This is a genomic window from Rhodoferax sp. RT4P68 (assembly GCF_056521305.1).
In genome coordinates this window covers 308,221-321,426 of the sequence record NZ_JBWMBB010000001.1, presented here as the reverse complement: position 1 = coordinate 321,426, position 13,206 = coordinate 308,221, and the positions used below count along the sequence as shown (strand labels likewise).

Here is a 13,206-nt window from a genome sequence, read left to right as displayed (position 1 = left end):
GCCGGCCGCCGGTCCGCGCAACCGACATGCGGCACAATTGACGCCCTTTTCCTTCCAACCACCAGGCAGCACCGCATGGCATCCGTCAACAAAGTCATCATCGTCGGCAACCTGGGCCGTGACCCCGAGGTGCGCAGTTTCCCAAGCGGCGACCGCGTGGCCAACGTCACCGTCGCTACCACCGAAACCTGGAAGGACAAACAGACCGGTGAGCGCCGCGAGGCCACCGAATGGCACCGCCTGGTGTTTCGCGGGCGCTTGGTCGACATCGTCGAGCAGTACCTGCGCAAGGGCTCGCAGGTCTATGTGGAAGGTTCGATCCGCAGCCGCAAGTACAACGACGCGACGGGCATGGAAAAGTCCATCACGGAAATCAACGTCAACGAAATGACCATGCTGGGCAGCCGTCAAGGTGCCGGTGGCCCCGGCGCTGCGGGCGGTGGTGAGGACGACGGCGGCGGCTACGAAGCGCCTCGCCGCCCTGCGCCAGCCAGCCGCCCTCCCGCCGCTGCGCCGCGCGCGCCGGCTCCCGCGCCCAAGGCGTCGAGCGGCTTCGACGACATGGACGACGACATCCCGTTCTGACCGCCACGGACGACGTGCCCTGCAACAAGGGGGTGCCGGCTGCACAGCCGGCACCCCCTTGTCACGTCTACGCGCGACAGCTCATGGCGCGGCGGCCGCGATGATGCCGCCGCCCAGACAGACGTCGCCGTCGTACAGCACGGCCGACTGCCCGGGCGTCACGGCCCACTGCGGGCTGTCGAACGTCAATGCGAAGGCGCCCTGCGGCTCTTCGGCCAGGCGGCACGGCGCATCGGCCTGCCGGTAGCGCGTCTTGCTGGCGTACAGGCCCGGCGCCGGGGCGGCACCGGCCACCCAGCTGGCGCTGTCCGCCTGCAGCGCGTGCGAGAGCAGCCAGGGGTGCTCGTGGCCCTGCACCACCCACAGCGTGTTGTGTTCCATGTCCTTGCGCGCGACGAACCAGGGCGCATGTTCGCCGCCGCCGCGCGGCGCGCCCTTGTCCTTGACGCCGCCGATGCCCAGGCCCTGGCGCTGGCCCAGCGTGTAGAAGCTCAACCCCTGGTGGTGGCCGAGCACGCGGCCCCGGTCGTCCTTGATCGGGCCGGGCTCTCTGGCGATGTAGCGGTTCAGGAACTCGCGGAACGGCCGCTCGCCGATGAAGCAGATGCCCGTCGAGTCCTTCTTCTTCGCGTTCGGCAGGCCGATCTCGGCGGCGATGCGGCGCACCTCCGTCTTGTGCAGCTCACCGACCGGAAACAGCGTCTTGGCGAGCTGCGCCTGCGTCAGACGGTGCAGGAAGTAGCTCTGGTCCTTGGCCGGGTCCAGGCCCTTGCGCAACTCGAAGCGCCCTGCGCGTTCGCGCACACGGGCGTAGTGGCCGGTTGCGATCTTCTCGGCGCCCAGCCGCATCGCGTGGTCCAGGAAGGCCTTGAACTTGATCTCGGCATTGCACAGCACGTCCGGGTTGGGTGTGCGCCCGGCCTGGTACTCGCGCAGGAACTCGGCGAACACGCGGTCTTTGTAGTCGGCCGCGAAGTTGACGTGCTCGATCGCGATGCCCAGCACGTCGGCCACGGCGGCCGCGTCCACGAAGTCGATGTTGGACGAGCAATATTCGCTGTCGTCGTCGTCTTCCCAGTTCTTCATGAAGATGCCGACCACCTCGTGGCCCTGCTGGCGCAGCAGGTACGCCGTCACCGCGGAATCGACGCCGCCACTCAGACCCACCACCACGCGCTGTTTTTTCATGACGACGGGATTGTTGCAGCCTCGCCCTGGCGGTGCCGCCATGCGGGCAATCCGGCAGGCGTCGCCTTACCAGCGCAGCAGCCTGCGCGCCAACGTTGCCCCGCCCAGCACTGGCAACGCCATGCCGGCCACGTACCAGACGGCCAGAAATGGGGCCTCGACCTCGGGGCAATGCAGGGCGTAGGCAGCAGCCCCCACGCCGGCCGCCAGCAGGCCTGCAGCGGCACCGGCGGCCGCCGGCCGCGTTGGCGCCAGCGAGCGCAAGGCGGCCAGAGCGGCCACGAAGGTCGGCAGCGCCAGCAAGCTGATGTTCAGCGCACAACTGCGCCAGGTGCTGCCCATGACCAGCGCTGCGCGCGTGCCCTCGGGCGCGCGCCACAACACGAACAGAGCCACGGCCCAGATCACCAGCACAGGCGCCAGCGCCCCCCACGCGGCGCCCCCGGCGCGCACGCCCGGGCGAGCCAGGCGCTGCGCCAGCACGAAGCCAGCGGCGGCCAGGCTCAAGGGAAGCGCCATCTTCCACCAAAAGCCGGCGCCGGCCATGGCCTGCGCCAGGTCGGCACGCAGGCCGAACACGGCCAGCACCAGCATCAGCGCGAGCGCAACGCCGGGCACCAGGGCCAGGCCCAGGCGCGTGGCTGCGGCCCGGCGCGGCACCGGCTGCACGCCGGTGGCCAGCAGCGCGATCAACTCGTCGGTTTTCATGGCGCGCCTTTCAGCCGTGCGGCCAGGGCTTTCAGGCCACGGTGCACACCCACCTTGATGGCCGACTCCGACATGCCGGTGCGCTGCGCAGTCTCGGCAACCGAAAGACCTTCAAGCTTCACGTGCACGATGGGCAGCCGGTGCCGGTCGGGCAAGGTATCCAGCAGCACGGCCAGGTCGCGCCGGGCATCGCTGGCCTCGGTGGCGGATGCGGCGAACACTTCGAGTTCATCGTCCAGCGGATCGTGCAGGGCGTCACGGCCTGCCTTCGCGCGCAGCAGGTCGACCAGCTTGTAGCGCGCAATCGCGTGCACCCAGGCCGTCAGGGGCTGGTCGCTCTGGTAAGTGTGGCGTTGGTTGTGCACGGCCAGCAAGCATTCCTGAACAAGATCTTCCACATCGTTGGGCCAGCCGAACAGCCGCCTGCCCAGATAGGCCCGCAAGTGCGCGCCCAGCTGCTGCAGGAACACGTGGTAGGCACGGGCGTCGCCGTCCATTGCCTGCAGCAGCAGGCCGCGCAAACGGGTTTCCGCCTCGCCAACATCGCGCGCACTTGCTTGTTTCATTCGCGGTGGGTGGCCATCCGGTTACAGCATGGGCCTGAAAAAAGTGGACGGATTGTGCCGCGCGCTGTAACCCCTCTGCGCATCGGCCCGAATTCATGTAGGACTGCGCCGCCCGGTGCTGTCGTCTTCAACATCAAGGAGTTCTCGCATGCTCAACCGCTCTCTCGCCATCACCGCCCTGGCGCTCGGCGCCGCCGCTGCCGCCGGTACTGCGCTCGCCCAGACCAAGCCCATGGCTGACGGCAAACCCGCCATGGAAAAGTGCTACGGCGTCTCCATGGCCGGCAAGAACGACTGCGCGGCCGGCGCCGGCACCAGCTGCGCCGGCACGTCCAAGATGGACTACCAGGGCAACGCCTGGAAGAACGTGCCCGCAGGGACCTGCGTCACGATCAAGACGCCCAAGGGCATGGGCTCGCTCAAGCCCATCTGATCGCCCATGGCCCGCCACACGATCGGTGCCGGCCTCGGCCTGAAGCCCGAGCATTTCGATGCCGCTCTGGCGACGCGGGCCGAAGGCCTGTGGTTCGAGGTCCACGCCGAGAACTACATGGTGGACGGCGGGCCGCGGCTGGCCTGGCTGCAGGCCGTGCGCGAACACCACCCGGTGTCGCTGCACGGCGTGGCGCTGTCGCTGGCGGGCATGGCGCCGCCGGACGCGGGGCACCTGGCGCGACTGTGCGCACTGACCCGTCGTGTAGAGCCGGTGTTGGTTTCTGAACACCTGGCCTGGTCCGGCATCGGCGGGGTGCACTTGCCCGACCTGCTGCCGTTTGCGCGCACCCATGCCGCCCTCGCACGCATCGCGGGCCACATCGGCCGCGTGCAAGACGCGCTGGGCCGCAGCATTGCCATCGAGAACCCGTCGCACTATCTGCGGCTGGAAGGGCACGATTGGGACGAGATCGACTTTCTGAACGCATTGGTGCAACGCAGCGGCTGCACATTGCTGCTGGATATCAACAACGTCCACGTGTCGGCCCACAACCTCGGGTTCGACGCCGAGGCCTGGCTGGACCGCTTCCCGGCCCAGGCCGTCAGCGAAGTGCATCTGGCCGGGCACACGCCAGACCCGCAGCTGGGTGCGGCGCTGCTGGTCGACTCGCACGACGCGCCGGTGGCGCCTGCGGTGTGGCAGCTGTGCGCGCGCTTCCTGCAGCGCGCCGGGCCGCGGCCGGTGCTGATCGAGCGCGACGCCCAACTACCGCCGTTCGGCACCTTGATGCATGAGCGCGCGCAGGCCCAGCAACTGCTGCAGGCGCAGGAGGAGCTTGCGTGACCGACCCGGAACACCACTTTCAGCAGGCGTTCTGCCAGGCACTGCTGGCACCCGACGACGAGGTGCCCCAACTGCTGCCGGGCCTCGGCACGCAGGCGGCCTTCGCGGTCTACCGCAACACGGTCATGAAAGGCTGCGTGGACGCTCTGCAGGCCAATTTCCCGACGGTGGACCGGCTGGTCGGCACCGATTGGTTCCGCGCCGCTGCAGCGCGCTATGTGGTCGCAGCACCGCCGCGCGACGGCCGCCTGCTGGCCTACGGTGACGGCCTTCCCGCCTTCCTGGTCGACCTGTTGCCGCCGGATCTGGCCTACGTGGCCGAGGTCGCGCAGCTCGACATCGCCTGGCGTGCCTGCCACGCGGCGGCCGACGCGCCGGTGCTCGACCCCGCCGCCCTGGCGAGGCTGACGCCCGAGGCACTGGCCAACACCGTGCTGCGCCCCCACCCGGCGGCGCGCTGGGCCTGGTTCGACACGCTGCCGGCATTTGCGCTGTGGCAGTCTCACCGCCCCCCCGGCGCGCCCGCCGACACGGAGATCGCGTGGCTCGGCGACGGCGGCTTGCTGACACGGCCCGGCGACCACGTGCAGTGCCAGCCGGTCGACGCTTCCACACACGATTTCCTGCAGGCTTGCGCCAGCGGGCAAACGCTGGGCCACGCGGCCGAACACACGTTGGAGCGCCACCCCGGCGCAGATCTGGGCGCGCTGCTGCAGCAACTGCTGCTGGCCGGCGCCTTCACCGAACACCCTCCGGAGAGACCATGAGCGCAGCAACGCACCCACCACGCCATCCCACCTGGCAGCGCATCACCGCGTTGCTGCAGCGCGCCATTCCCCATGACCTGCTGGCGCTGGCAGCACGTCTGGCGGTAGCGGCCATCTTCTTCCAGTCCGGCCGCACCAAGGTCGATGGCCTGCTGACCGTCAGCGACAGCGCATTGGACTTGTTCCGTAACGAGTACCGGGTGCCGGTGGTGCCGCCCGAGATCGCGGCGCACCTGGCTGCCTATGCCGAGCACGCGTTGCCACTGCTGCTGGTGCTGGGCCTGGGGACGCGGCTGTCGGCACTGGCGCTGTTGGGCATGACGGCGGTGATCCAGATCTTCGTCTACCCCGATGCATGGCCCACGCATCTGAGCTGGGCGGCCTTGCTGCTGTATCTCGCCGGGCGCGGCGGTGGCCGGCTGGCGCTAGACCGGGCGCTTAGGCTGGACTGAACGGGTTCATCCATTGGCGCCGGCCAACACGGAACCGTCGGTGAATACCGTGTCGAGCGGGAACCGCCGCCCGGTCAGGTAGTCCTCCATGCAGCGCAGCAGCAAGGGGCTGCGGTGGCGCGCCACGCTGGCGCGGATTTCGTCGGGCGTCAGCCAAACCGCCTGCACGATGCCTTCGTCCAGAACCCGGTCGGCCACGGCCTCGCCCACCTCACCGCAGAACGCGAAGCGCAGGTAGGTCACGTCTTCGCCCGTCGCGGGCCGCTGAAAGCGCGACAGGTACACGCCAATCAGCGCCGTCGGCCGGAACAGGTGGGCCGTTTCCTCCAGCGCCTCTCGCGCGCAGCCCTGCGCGGGCGACTCGCCGGGCTCCAGATGGCCGGCCGGGTTGTTCAACCGCAGTCCTTCGGGGGTGTGCTCCTCGACCAGCAGGAAGCGCCCGCCGCGCTCGATGACCGCGGCGACGGTGACACTGGGTTTCCAACGTGCTTGCATGGTGCCGATCATAGGAAGCGCGACGTTCGGAAGGCAACCGCGCCTACGCGTTTCGACCATCGGTCTGCGCGATGAAGTCATGTAAGCTCCCGCCCAATCGGAGACAACGAGGGAAGGGAATGACCATGCAAATTGGAGTACCTGCCGAAACCACGGCAGGAGAGACGCGGGTGGCAGTGACGCCGGAGACGGCGAAGAAGCTCATCGCGCAAGGCCACGCGGTGCACGTGCAAAGCGGCGCCGGCGTTGCCGCCAGCGTCACCGACGAGGCGTATGCCGCCGTCGGCGCACAGATCACCGACCGCGCAGGCGCCCTCGGCGCCGATCTGGTGCTGAAGGTGCGCAGCCCGTCCGCCGAAGAACTGCCCCTCATGAAGAGCGGCGCAGCCTTGGTCGGCATGCTCAACCCGTTCGACAAGGACGGCCTGGGCCGCCTGGCCGCAGCCGGCCTGACCAGCTTCGCGCTGGAGGCCGCACCACGCACCACCCGTGCGCAGAGCATGGACGTGCTGTCGTCTCAGGCCAACATCGCCGGCTACAAGGCCGTCATGATGGCCGCCGACAAGTACCAGCGTTTCTTTCCCATGCTGATGACCGCTGCCGGCACCGTGAAGGCCGCACGCGTGGTGATCCTCGGCGTGGGTGTGGCCGGCCTGCAGGCTATCGCGACCGCCAAGCGCCTGGGCGCGGTGATCGAAGCCTCGGATGTCCGCCCTTCCGTCAAGGAGCAGATCGAGTCGCTGGGCGGCAAATTCATCGAAGTCTCTTACGACACCGCCGAAGAGAAGGAAGCGGCCGTCGGCGTCGGCGGCTACGCCAAACCCATGCCGCCGAGCTGGCTGGCACGCCAGCAGGTCGAGGTGGCCAAGCGCGTGGCCCAGGCCGACATCGTCATCTCCACCGCGCTGATCCCGGGCCGCGCGGCGCCCACGCTGATCACCGAGGACATGGTCAAGTCCATGAAGCCCGGCTCGGTCATCGTCGACATCGCCGCCGGCAAAGGCCCGGCGAATGCCGATGGCACCGTCGGCGGCAACTGCCCGCTGAGCGAAGCCGACCGTACGGTGCTCAAGCACGGCGTGACCATCGTCGGCGAAACCAACCTGCCGGCACTGGTCGCAGCGGACGCATCGGCGCTGTACGCGCGCAACGTGCTCGACTTCCTGAAGCTCGTGCTGCCCAAGGACGCCGGCTTCACCGTGCCGATGGACGACGACATCGTGGCGGCCTGCCTGATGACCCAGAACAACGCAGTTACGAGGGCCTGACCATGGACATCGTCTCCCCCACCATCACCAACCTCATCATCTTCGTGCTGGCCATCTATGTCGGCTACCACGTGGTCTGGACGGTCACCCCCGCGCTGCACACGCCGCTCATGGCGGTGACCAACGCCATCTCGGCCATCGTCATCGTGGGCGCCATGCTGGCCGCAGGGCTGACCGAAGGCTTTGTCGGCAAGACCATGGGCGTGCTGGCCGTGGCGCTGGCGGCGGTCAACGTGTTCGGCGGCTTCCTCGTCACCCGGCGCATGCTGGAGATGTTCAAGAAGAAGGACAAGAAGGGGGCAGCCAAATGAGCATGGACCTCGTCACGCTGCTGTACCTGGTGGCCAGCGTCTGCTTCATCCAGGCCTTGAAGGGCCTGTCGCATCCCACCACGTCGATCCGCGGCAATGTCTTCGGCATGATCGGCATGACGATCGCCGTGCTGACCACCGGCGCGATGATCGTCACGCTGGCCGGCTCCGCCATGGGCCTGACCTGGGTGCTGCTCGGCCTGGTGGTCGGCGGCGGCGCCGGTGCCGTGGCGGCCCAGCGCGTGGAGATGACCAAGATGCCCGAGCTGGTCGCCTTCTTCCACAGCATGATCGGCCTGGCGGCCGTGTTCATTGCGGTGGCGGCGGTGTCCGAGCCCTGGGCGTTCGCCATCACCACCAAGGGTGGAAGCATTCCGGGCGGCAACCGCATCGAACTGGCGCTGGGCGCCTTCATCGGCGCGGTCACCTTCACCGGCTCTGTCATTGCCTTCGGCAAGCTGTCGGGCAAGTACAAGTTCCGCTTGTTCCAGGGTGCGCCGGTGCAGTTCAAGGGCCAGCACCTGCTGAACGCCTTGCTCGGCGTGGCCTCGGCGTTCTTCATCTTCGGCTTTTGGCACAGCCAGAGCTGGATGGACATCGTGCTGGTGATCCTGCTCGGCTTTGCGCTGGGTGTGCTGCTGATCATCCCCATCGGCGGGGCCGACATGCCGGTGGTGGTGTCCATGTTGAACAGCTACTCGGGATGGGCGGCGGCGGGCATCGGCTTCAGCCTGAACAACAGCATGCTGATCATCGCCGGCTCGCTGGTGGGCAGCTCGGGCGCCATCCTCTCCTACATCATGTGCAAGGCGATGAACCGCTCGTTCTTCAACGTGATCCTGGGCGGCTTCGGCGGTGAGGCGACGACGGCCGTGGCCGGCGCGCAGCAGCAGCGCGCCGTCAAGAGCGGCAGCGCCGACGACGCCGCCTTCGTGCTGGGCAATGCCGAGACGGTCGTCATCGTGCCGGGCTACGGCCTGGCGGTAGCGCGCGCGCAGCATGCGGTGAAGGAACTGGCGGCCAAGCTGACCGAGAAGGGCATCACCGTCAAGTACGCGATCCACCCGGTGGCAGGGCGCATGCCGGGTCACATGAACGTGCTGCTGGCCGAGGCCGAGGTGCCCTACGACCAGGTGTTCGAGATGGAAGACATCAACGGCGAGTTCGGCCAGGCCGACGTGGCCATCATCCTGGGCGCCAACGACGTGGTGAACCCTGCAGCGCACACCAAGGGCAGCGCCATCTACGGCATGCCAATCCTGGAGGCCTACAAGGCCAAGACCATCATCGTGAACAAGCGCTCGATGGCGGCGGGCTATGCGGGCCTGGACAACGAGCTGTTCTACATGGACAAGACCATGATGGTGTTCGGCGACGCCAAGAAGGTGGTCGAGGACATGGTGAAGGCGGTGGAGTAACGCGCACTTCAGGCGCGTGGCCTTGCCCCCGAGCATGCTGGGGGCAAGGCCCGCGGCGCAAGCGGCCTCGCGAACACAATGCGCGCGCTGGCCTCAGACCTGCAAGGAGACATCATGACCGAACGCATCTGGCTCGACAGCTATCCACAGGGCATGCCCGCGGACGTCGATGCCTCCCAATATCCCTCACTGGTGGCGCTGATGGAGGAGAGCTTCTCCAAATTCGCCGACCGCACCGCCTACAGCTTCATGGGGTGCGATGTCAGCTACGGCCGCACGGACGAGCTGAGCCGCAAGTTCGCCGCCTATCTGCAAAGCCTGGGCCTGGCGCGCAACGACCGCGTCGCCATCATGATGCCGAACGTGCCGCAGTACCCGGTGGTGGTGGCGGCGATCCTGCGCGCAGGCTACGTGGTGGTGAATGTCAACCCGCTCTACACGCCGCGCGAGCTGGAAGGGCAGCTCAAGGATTCCGGCGCCAAGGCGATCGTGATCATCGAAAACTTCGCCGCCACGCTGGCGCAGTGCATCGCAGCGACGCCGGTCAAGCATGTGGTGCTGTGTGCCATGGGCGACCAACTCGGCCTGCTCAAGGGTGCGCTGGTGAACTATGTGGTGCGCAAGGTCAAGAAGATGGTGCCGCCTTACCAGTTGCCGGGCGCGGTGCGCTTCAACGATGCCATCAGCCGCGGCGCCGGTGCCAGCTTCACGAAGCCGGCCATCGGGCCGGACGACATCGCGCTGCTGCAGTACACCGGCGGCACCACCGGCGTGGCCAAGGGCGCCGTGCTGCTGCACCGCAATGTGATCGCCAACGTGCTGCAGTCCGAAGCCTGGAACCAGCCCGCCATCCGGCGCGTGCCCGAGGGCGAGGTCTACACCAGCGTGTGCGCGCTGCCGCTGTACCACATCTTCGCGTTCACGGTCAGCATGATGCTGAACATGCGCAGCGGCGGCAAACTGGTGCTGATCCCCAACCCGCGCGACCTGCCTGGGACGCTGAAAGAGCTGGCCAAGCACCGGATCCACAGCTTTCCGGCCGTCAACACCTTGTTCAACGGCCTGGCCAACCACCCGGATTTCAACACCGTCGACTGGAGCCATTTGAAGCTGTCGGTCGGCGGCGGCATGGCGGTGCAAAGCGCGGTGGCCAAGCTGTGGCTGAGCAAGACCGGCTGTCCGATCTGCGAAGGCTATGGCCTGTCGGAGACCTCGCCCTCGGCCAGCTGCAATCCCACGGACAGCAAGGAATACACCGGCACCATCGGCCTGCCGATCCCCGGCACCTGGTTCAAGCTGCTGGACGACGACGGCAACGACGTGCCGGCCGGCCAGCCGGGCGAAATCGCGATCAAGGGCCCGCAGGTGATGGCCGGGTATTGGCAGCGGCCCGACGAGACCGCCAAAGTCATGACGGCCGACGGGTACTTTAAGACCGGCGACATCGGCACCATGGACGCGCGCGGCTACTTCCGCATCATCGACCGCAAGAAGGACATGATCCTGGTCAGCGGGTTCAACGTCTATCCGAACGAGATCGAGGATGTGGTGTCGCAACTCGAGGGCGTGCTCGAATGCGCCTGCGTCGGCGTGCCGGACGACAAGACCGGCGAGGCCGTCAAGCTGGTGATCGTGCGCAGTGCACCCGACCTCACCGAGGCCGCCGTGCGCGAGCACTGCAAGGCCAACCTGACGGGCTACAAGCAGCCGCGCGTCGTGGAATTCCGCAACGACCTGCCCAAGACCCCTGTGGGCAAGATCCTGCGTCGGGAACTGCGCGACAAGACCTGATGCGAACGGCCATCGTCGGCGCGATGCAGGAGGAGCTCGCGGCCGTCCTGGCGCTGATGCCCGGCGCGCAGCGCCACATCGTGGCCGGTCGCACCTTCTGGGAAGGTGACCTGCACGGCCACGACGTGGTGGCCGTGCTGGCCCGCATCGGCAAGGTAGCCGCCGCCACCACGGCCACGTTGCTGGTCGAGCGGTTTCGGGTGGACCGTGTGGTCTTCACCGGCGTGGCGGGAGGCCTGGGCGCCGGTGTGCGCGTGGGCGATGTGGTGGTGGCCAGCACCTTTGTGCAACACGACATGGATGCTTCGCCGCTGTTCCCGCGCCATGAGATTCCGCTGTACGGGCAGAGCCGCTTCGCCGCCGACCCGGTGCTGCGCGACGCGCTGGCACAAGCCGCGCGGCGTGCGCTGCCGCAATCACGTGTGCACGAGGGACTGGTCGCGAGCGGCGACCGCTTCGTCTGCAGTGCAGACGAGGCCCGGGCGTTGCTGCAAGCCCTGCCCGAGGCGCTGGCCGTCGAGATGGAGGGCGCCGCCTTCGCCCAGGTGTGCCACGATTTCGGCGTGCCGTTCGCCGCCGTGCGCACGGTCTCCGATCGGGCCGACGACACGGCGCATGGCGACTTCCTGGCGTTCATCCGCACCGTGGCCAGCCCGCATTCGGCGGCCATCGTCGCGGCCCTGCTGGCCGATTGACCGCTACTTCAGCCAGCCGCGCTTGCGGAAGTACCACATCGGCACGAGCGCGCTGGCCAGCATCAGCGCGATCGCGTACGGGTAGCCCAACTGCCAGTCCAGCTCGGGCATGAACTTGAAGTTCATGCCGTAGATGCTGGCGATCAGCGTTGGCGGCAGCAAGGCGACGCTGGCCACCGAGAAGATCTTGATGATCTTGTTCTGGTTGATGTTGATGAAACCGACGGTCGCGTCCATCAGGAAGTTGATCTTGTCAAACAGGAAGGCCGTGTGGTTGTCCAGCGACTCGATGTCGCGCAGGATCTGGCGCGCCTCTTCGAACTGCTCGGCATTCAGCATGCGGCTGCGCATCATGAAGCTGACCGCGCGCCGCGTGTCCATCACGTTGCGGCGGATGCGGCCATTCAAGTCTTCGTGGCGCGCGATGGCACCCAGCACCTCGCCTGCGAGGTTGTCGGTCACGTCGCCGGCCAGCACCTGCGCGCTGACTTTCTCCAGCTCGACGTAGATGCCTTCGAGCGTGTCGGCCGAGTACTCGGCATCGGCGTCGAAAAGCTTGAGCAGCACTTCCTTGGCGTCTTCCAAAAGGCCCGGCGCACGGCGCGCGCGCATGCGCAGCAGGCGGAACACCGGCACGTCTTCGTCGTGGATCGAGAACAGCACGCCGCGGCTCTTGAGCTCGGCGTTGTGCTGGTTCAGGATGAAGGCCACGCGGACCGAGCGCGGGTCTTCCTCGTCGGCGATCAGGAAGTCGCTGCGGATGTGCAGCTCGCCGTTGTCTTCCTCGTAGAAGCGCGCGGACTCCTCAATGTCCTCGTCCATCGCGTCTTCCGGAATCGACAGGCCGTAGTACTGCTTGATCCAGCGCTTCTCTTCGACCGTGGGCGACTCCAGGTCGACCCAGATCGGCTGGAACTGTGAGAGCTCTTCGAGGGCTTCGATTTCTTCCTGGACCAAGCGCCCGTTGACCAGCGAAAAGATGTTCAGCATAGGCGATTCCCTGTGATGTTCTGGATGAGAGGCGAAGCGAATGGGGCGCGCTTTCGACCCCTGCTCACAGGGCGTCGAAAGCTACCGACTCGGGCAGGTGTCCAAGGTCGTATCTCCTTGACGGAAAGGGCGCAAATTATCGCACCGCAACATTCTCCCGGCCGCTGTTCAAGCGCGTCAGCAGATTGCGCCGGGCTTGTTTAGGGTCTCTTGCAATTGGCCCCCATCGCGCGCATAGTGACTCGACCGTTCCGGTGAAACAGCAAAAGGAGGCTCCATGAATTTGACGATCAGCGGTCACCATCTCGAAGTGACGCCCGCGCTGCGCAGCTATGTGATCAACAAGTTGGATCGCATCACGCGGCACTTCGATCAGGTGGTCGATGTCAAGGTCTTGCTGACGGTGGAAAAGCTCAAGGAGAAGCAGAGTCGGCAGCGCGCCGAATGCAACATCCACGTCAAGGGAAATGACATGTTTGCGGAGAGTGCACACGCTGATCTCTACGCTGCCGTCGATGAGCTGGTGGACAAGCTCGACAGGCAAGTTGTCCGCCATAAGGACCGTATTCAAAACCACCACCATGACGCTCCCAAGCGTTTGATGTAGGCTCGGTTGGTCGGGCACGCCTCCCGCGCGCCCTTCCGACAAGATCGAGGCCGCCTATCAGGGCGGCCTTTTCGTTCCTGCAACTT

At 67.0% G+C, this 13,206-nt stretch carries 16 protein-coding genes; 11 read left to right on the top strand and 5 right to left on the bottom strand.

Features of this window, described 5'->3' with window-relative positions; genetic code table 11:
* Window positions 1–75 precede the first annotated feature (75 nt).
* On the top strand, window positions 76–585 hold the full coding sequence (gene ssb / locus AC099J_RS01455) for a single-stranded DNA-binding protein (protein ID WP_479613417.1): 510 nt from the start codon (window positions 76–78) through the stop codon (window positions 583–585).
* Window positions 586–666: 81 nt separating this feature from the next.
* Here ssb and mnmA read toward each other — a convergent pair whose 3' ends face one another.
* From mnmA to AC099J_RS01440, 3 genes are all read right to left on the bottom strand, one after another.
* Window positions 667–1,773 (bottom strand): tRNA 2-thiouridine(34) synthase MnmA, encoded by a 1,107-nt coding sequence (gene mnmA / locus AC099J_RS01450; RefSeq protein WP_479613416.1) that lies wholly within the window; start codon window positions 1,771–1,773, stop codon window positions 667–669.
* Window positions 1,774–1,839: 66 nt separating this feature from the next.
* The gene (locus AC099J_RS01445; protein ID WP_479613415.1) at window positions 1,840–2,481 is read right to left on the bottom strand and encodes an NrsF family protein; all 642 of its coding nucleotides are present in this window, start codon (window positions 2,479–2,481) and stop codon (window positions 1,840–1,842) included.
* Entirely contained in the window at window positions 2,478–3,047 is a 570-nt protein-coding gene (locus AC099J_RS01440) for a sigma-70 family RNA polymerase sigma factor (protein WP_479613414.1), read from the bottom strand. Before AC099J_RS01440 ends, AC099J_RS01445 begins: the two co-directional genes overlap by 4 nt.
* A gap of 148 nt (window positions 3,048–3,195) precedes the next feature.
* Between AC099J_RS01440 and AC099J_RS01435 the strand changes: the two genes are divergently transcribed.
* The 4 genes from AC099J_RS01435 to AC099J_RS01420 are packed head-to-tail and all read left to right on the top strand — an operon-like array spanning window position 3,196 to window position 5,545.
* Window positions 3,196–3,480, top strand: a complete 285-nt coding sequence (locus tag AC099J_RS01435) for a BufA1 family periplasmic bufferin-type metallophore (protein ID WP_479613413.1) — start codon at window positions 3,196–3,198, stop codon at window positions 3,478–3,480.
* A gap of 6 nt (window positions 3,481–3,486) precedes the next feature.
* Window positions 3,487–4,326 carry an MNIO family bufferin maturase gene (gene bufB, locus AC099J_RS01430; RefSeq protein ID WP_479613412.1) on the top strand — a complete coding sequence of 280 codons (840 nt, stop codon included), beginning with the start codon at window positions 3,487–3,489 and terminating at the stop codon, window positions 4,324–4,326.
* Complete coding sequence (locus AC099J_RS01425; protein WP_479613411.1) at window positions 4,323–5,093, top strand: HvfC/BufC family peptide modification chaperone; 771 nt, start codon at window positions 4,323–4,325, stop codon at window positions 5,091–5,093. The genes bufB and AC099J_RS01425 overlap by 4 nt, the downstream gene beginning before the upstream one ends.
* Complete coding sequence (locus tag AC099J_RS01420) at window positions 5,090–5,545, top strand: DoxX family protein (RefSeq protein WP_479613410.1); 456 nt, start codon at window positions 5,090–5,092, stop codon at window positions 5,543–5,545. Before AC099J_RS01425 ends, AC099J_RS01420 begins: the two co-directional genes overlap by 4 nt.
* A gap of 6 nt (window positions 5,546–5,551) precedes the next feature.
* On the opposite strand, the gene AC099J_RS01415 is transcribed toward AC099J_RS01420, so the two are convergent.
* Window positions 5,552–6,040, bottom strand: a complete 489-nt coding sequence (locus AC099J_RS01415) for an NUDIX hydrolase (protein WP_479613409.1) — start codon at window positions 6,038–6,040, stop codon at window positions 5,552–5,554.
* Window positions 6,041–6,165: 125 nt separating this feature from the next.
* Here AC099J_RS01415 and AC099J_RS01410 point away from each other — a divergent pair, with 125 nt between their 5' ends.
* From AC099J_RS01410 to AC099J_RS01390, 5 genes are all read left to right on the top strand, one after another.
* On the top strand, window positions 6,166–7,308 hold the full coding sequence (locus AC099J_RS01410) for a Re/Si-specific NAD(P)(+) transhydrogenase subunit alpha (protein ID WP_479613408.1): 1,143 nt from the start codon (window positions 6,166–6,168) through the stop codon (window positions 7,306–7,308).
* A 2-nt stretch (window positions 7,309–7,310) separates the two neighbouring features.
* On the top strand, window positions 7,311–7,619 hold the full coding sequence (locus AC099J_RS01405) for a proton-translocating transhydrogenase family protein (RefSeq protein WP_479613407.1): 309 nt from the start codon (window positions 7,311–7,313) through the stop codon (window positions 7,617–7,619).
* On the top strand, window positions 7,616–9,037 hold the full coding sequence (locus AC099J_RS01400; RefSeq protein WP_479613406.1) for an NAD(P)(+) transhydrogenase (Re/Si-specific) subunit beta: 1,422 nt from the start codon (window positions 7,616–7,618) through the stop codon (window positions 9,035–9,037). Before AC099J_RS01405 ends, AC099J_RS01400 begins: the two co-directional genes overlap by 4 nt.
* A gap of 114 nt (window positions 9,038–9,151) precedes the next feature.
* Window positions 9,152–10,828 (top strand): long-chain-fatty-acid--CoA ligase, encoded by a 1,677-nt coding sequence (locus tag AC099J_RS01395; protein ID WP_479613405.1) that lies wholly within the window; start codon window positions 9,152–9,154, stop codon window positions 10,826–10,828.
* A complete protein-coding gene (locus AC099J_RS01390) occupies window positions 10,828–11,523 on the top strand; it encodes a 5'-methylthioadenosine/adenosylhomocysteine nucleosidase (RefSeq protein WP_479613404.1) in 696 nt (231 codons plus the stop codon). Before AC099J_RS01395 ends, AC099J_RS01390 begins: the two co-directional genes overlap by 1 nt.
* A gap of 3 nt (window positions 11,524–11,526) precedes the next feature.
* Here the strand turns inward: AC099J_RS01390 and corA are convergent, their stop codons facing one another.
* Window positions 11,527–12,513, bottom strand: coding sequence for a magnesium/cobalt transporter CorA (gene corA / locus AC099J_RS01385; protein ID WP_479613403.1), 987 nt, complete (start codon window positions 12,511–12,513; stop codon window positions 11,527–11,529).
* A 277-nt stretch (window positions 12,514–12,790) separates the two neighbouring features.
* Here corA and hpf point away from each other — a divergent pair, with 277 nt between their 5' ends.
* A complete protein-coding gene (gene hpf / locus AC099J_RS01380; RefSeq protein ID WP_479613402.1) occupies window positions 12,791–13,120 on the top strand; it encodes a ribosome hibernation-promoting factor, HPF/YfiA family in 330 nt (109 codons plus the stop codon).
* Window positions 13,121–13,206: the final 86 nt, after the last annotated feature.

Excerpts from the sequence above, each read along its gene's own strand:
- ssb (WP_479613417.1), top strand. The coding sequence starts at position 76 with ATGGCATCCGTCAACAAAGTCATCATCGTCGGCAACCTGGGCCGTGAC.
- mnmA (WP_479613416.1), bottom strand. The coding sequence starts at position 1,773 with ATGAAAAAACAGCGCGTGGTGGTGGGTCTGAGTGGCGGCGTCGATTCC.
- AC099J_RS01445 (WP_479613415.1), bottom strand. The coding sequence starts at position 2,481 with ATGAAAACCGACGAGTTGATCGCGCTGCTGGCCACCGGCGTGCAGCCG.
- AC099J_RS01440 (WP_479613414.1), bottom strand. The coding sequence starts at position 3,047 with ATGAAACAAGCAAGTGCGCGCGATGTTGGCGAGGCGGAAACCCGTTTG.
- AC099J_RS01435 (WP_479613413.1), top strand. The coding sequence starts at position 3,196 with ATGCTCAACCGCTCTCTCGCCATCACCGCCCTGGCGCTCGGCGCCGCC.
- bufB (WP_479613412.1), top strand. The coding sequence starts at position 3,487 with ATGGCCCGCCACACGATCGGTGCCGGCCTCGGCCTGAAGCCCGAGCAT.
- AC099J_RS01420 (WP_479613410.1), top strand. The coding sequence starts at position 5,090 with ATGAGCGCAGCAACGCACCCACCACGCCATCCCACCTGGCAGCGCATC.
- AC099J_RS01415 (WP_479613409.1), bottom strand. The coding sequence starts at position 6,040 with ATGCAAGCACGTTGGAAACCCAGTGTCACCGTCGCCGCGGTCATCGAG.
- AC099J_RS01410 (WP_479613408.1), top strand. The coding sequence starts at position 6,166 with ATGCAAATTGGAGTACCTGCCGAAACCACGGCAGGAGAGACGCGGGTG.
- AC099J_RS01405 (WP_479613407.1), top strand. The coding sequence starts at position 7,311 with ATGGACATCGTCTCCCCCACCATCACCAACCTCATCATCTTCGTGCTG.
- AC099J_RS01400 (WP_479613406.1), top strand. The coding sequence starts at position 7,616 with ATGAGCATGGACCTCGTCACGCTGCTGTACCTGGTGGCCAGCGTCTGC.
- AC099J_RS01395 (WP_479613405.1), top strand. The coding sequence starts at position 9,152 with ATGACCGAACGCATCTGGCTCGACAGCTATCCACAGGGCATGCCCGCG.
- AC099J_RS01390 (WP_479613404.1), top strand. The coding sequence starts at position 10,828 with ATGCGAACGGCCATCGTCGGCGCGATGCAGGAGGAGCTCGCGGCCGTC.
- corA (WP_479613403.1), bottom strand. The coding sequence starts at position 12,513 with ATGCTGAACATCTTTTCGCTGGTCAACGGGCGCTTGGTCCAGGAAGAA.
- hpf (WP_479613402.1), top strand. The coding sequence starts at position 12,791 with ATGAATTTGACGATCAGCGGTCACCATCTCGAAGTGACGCCCGCGCTG.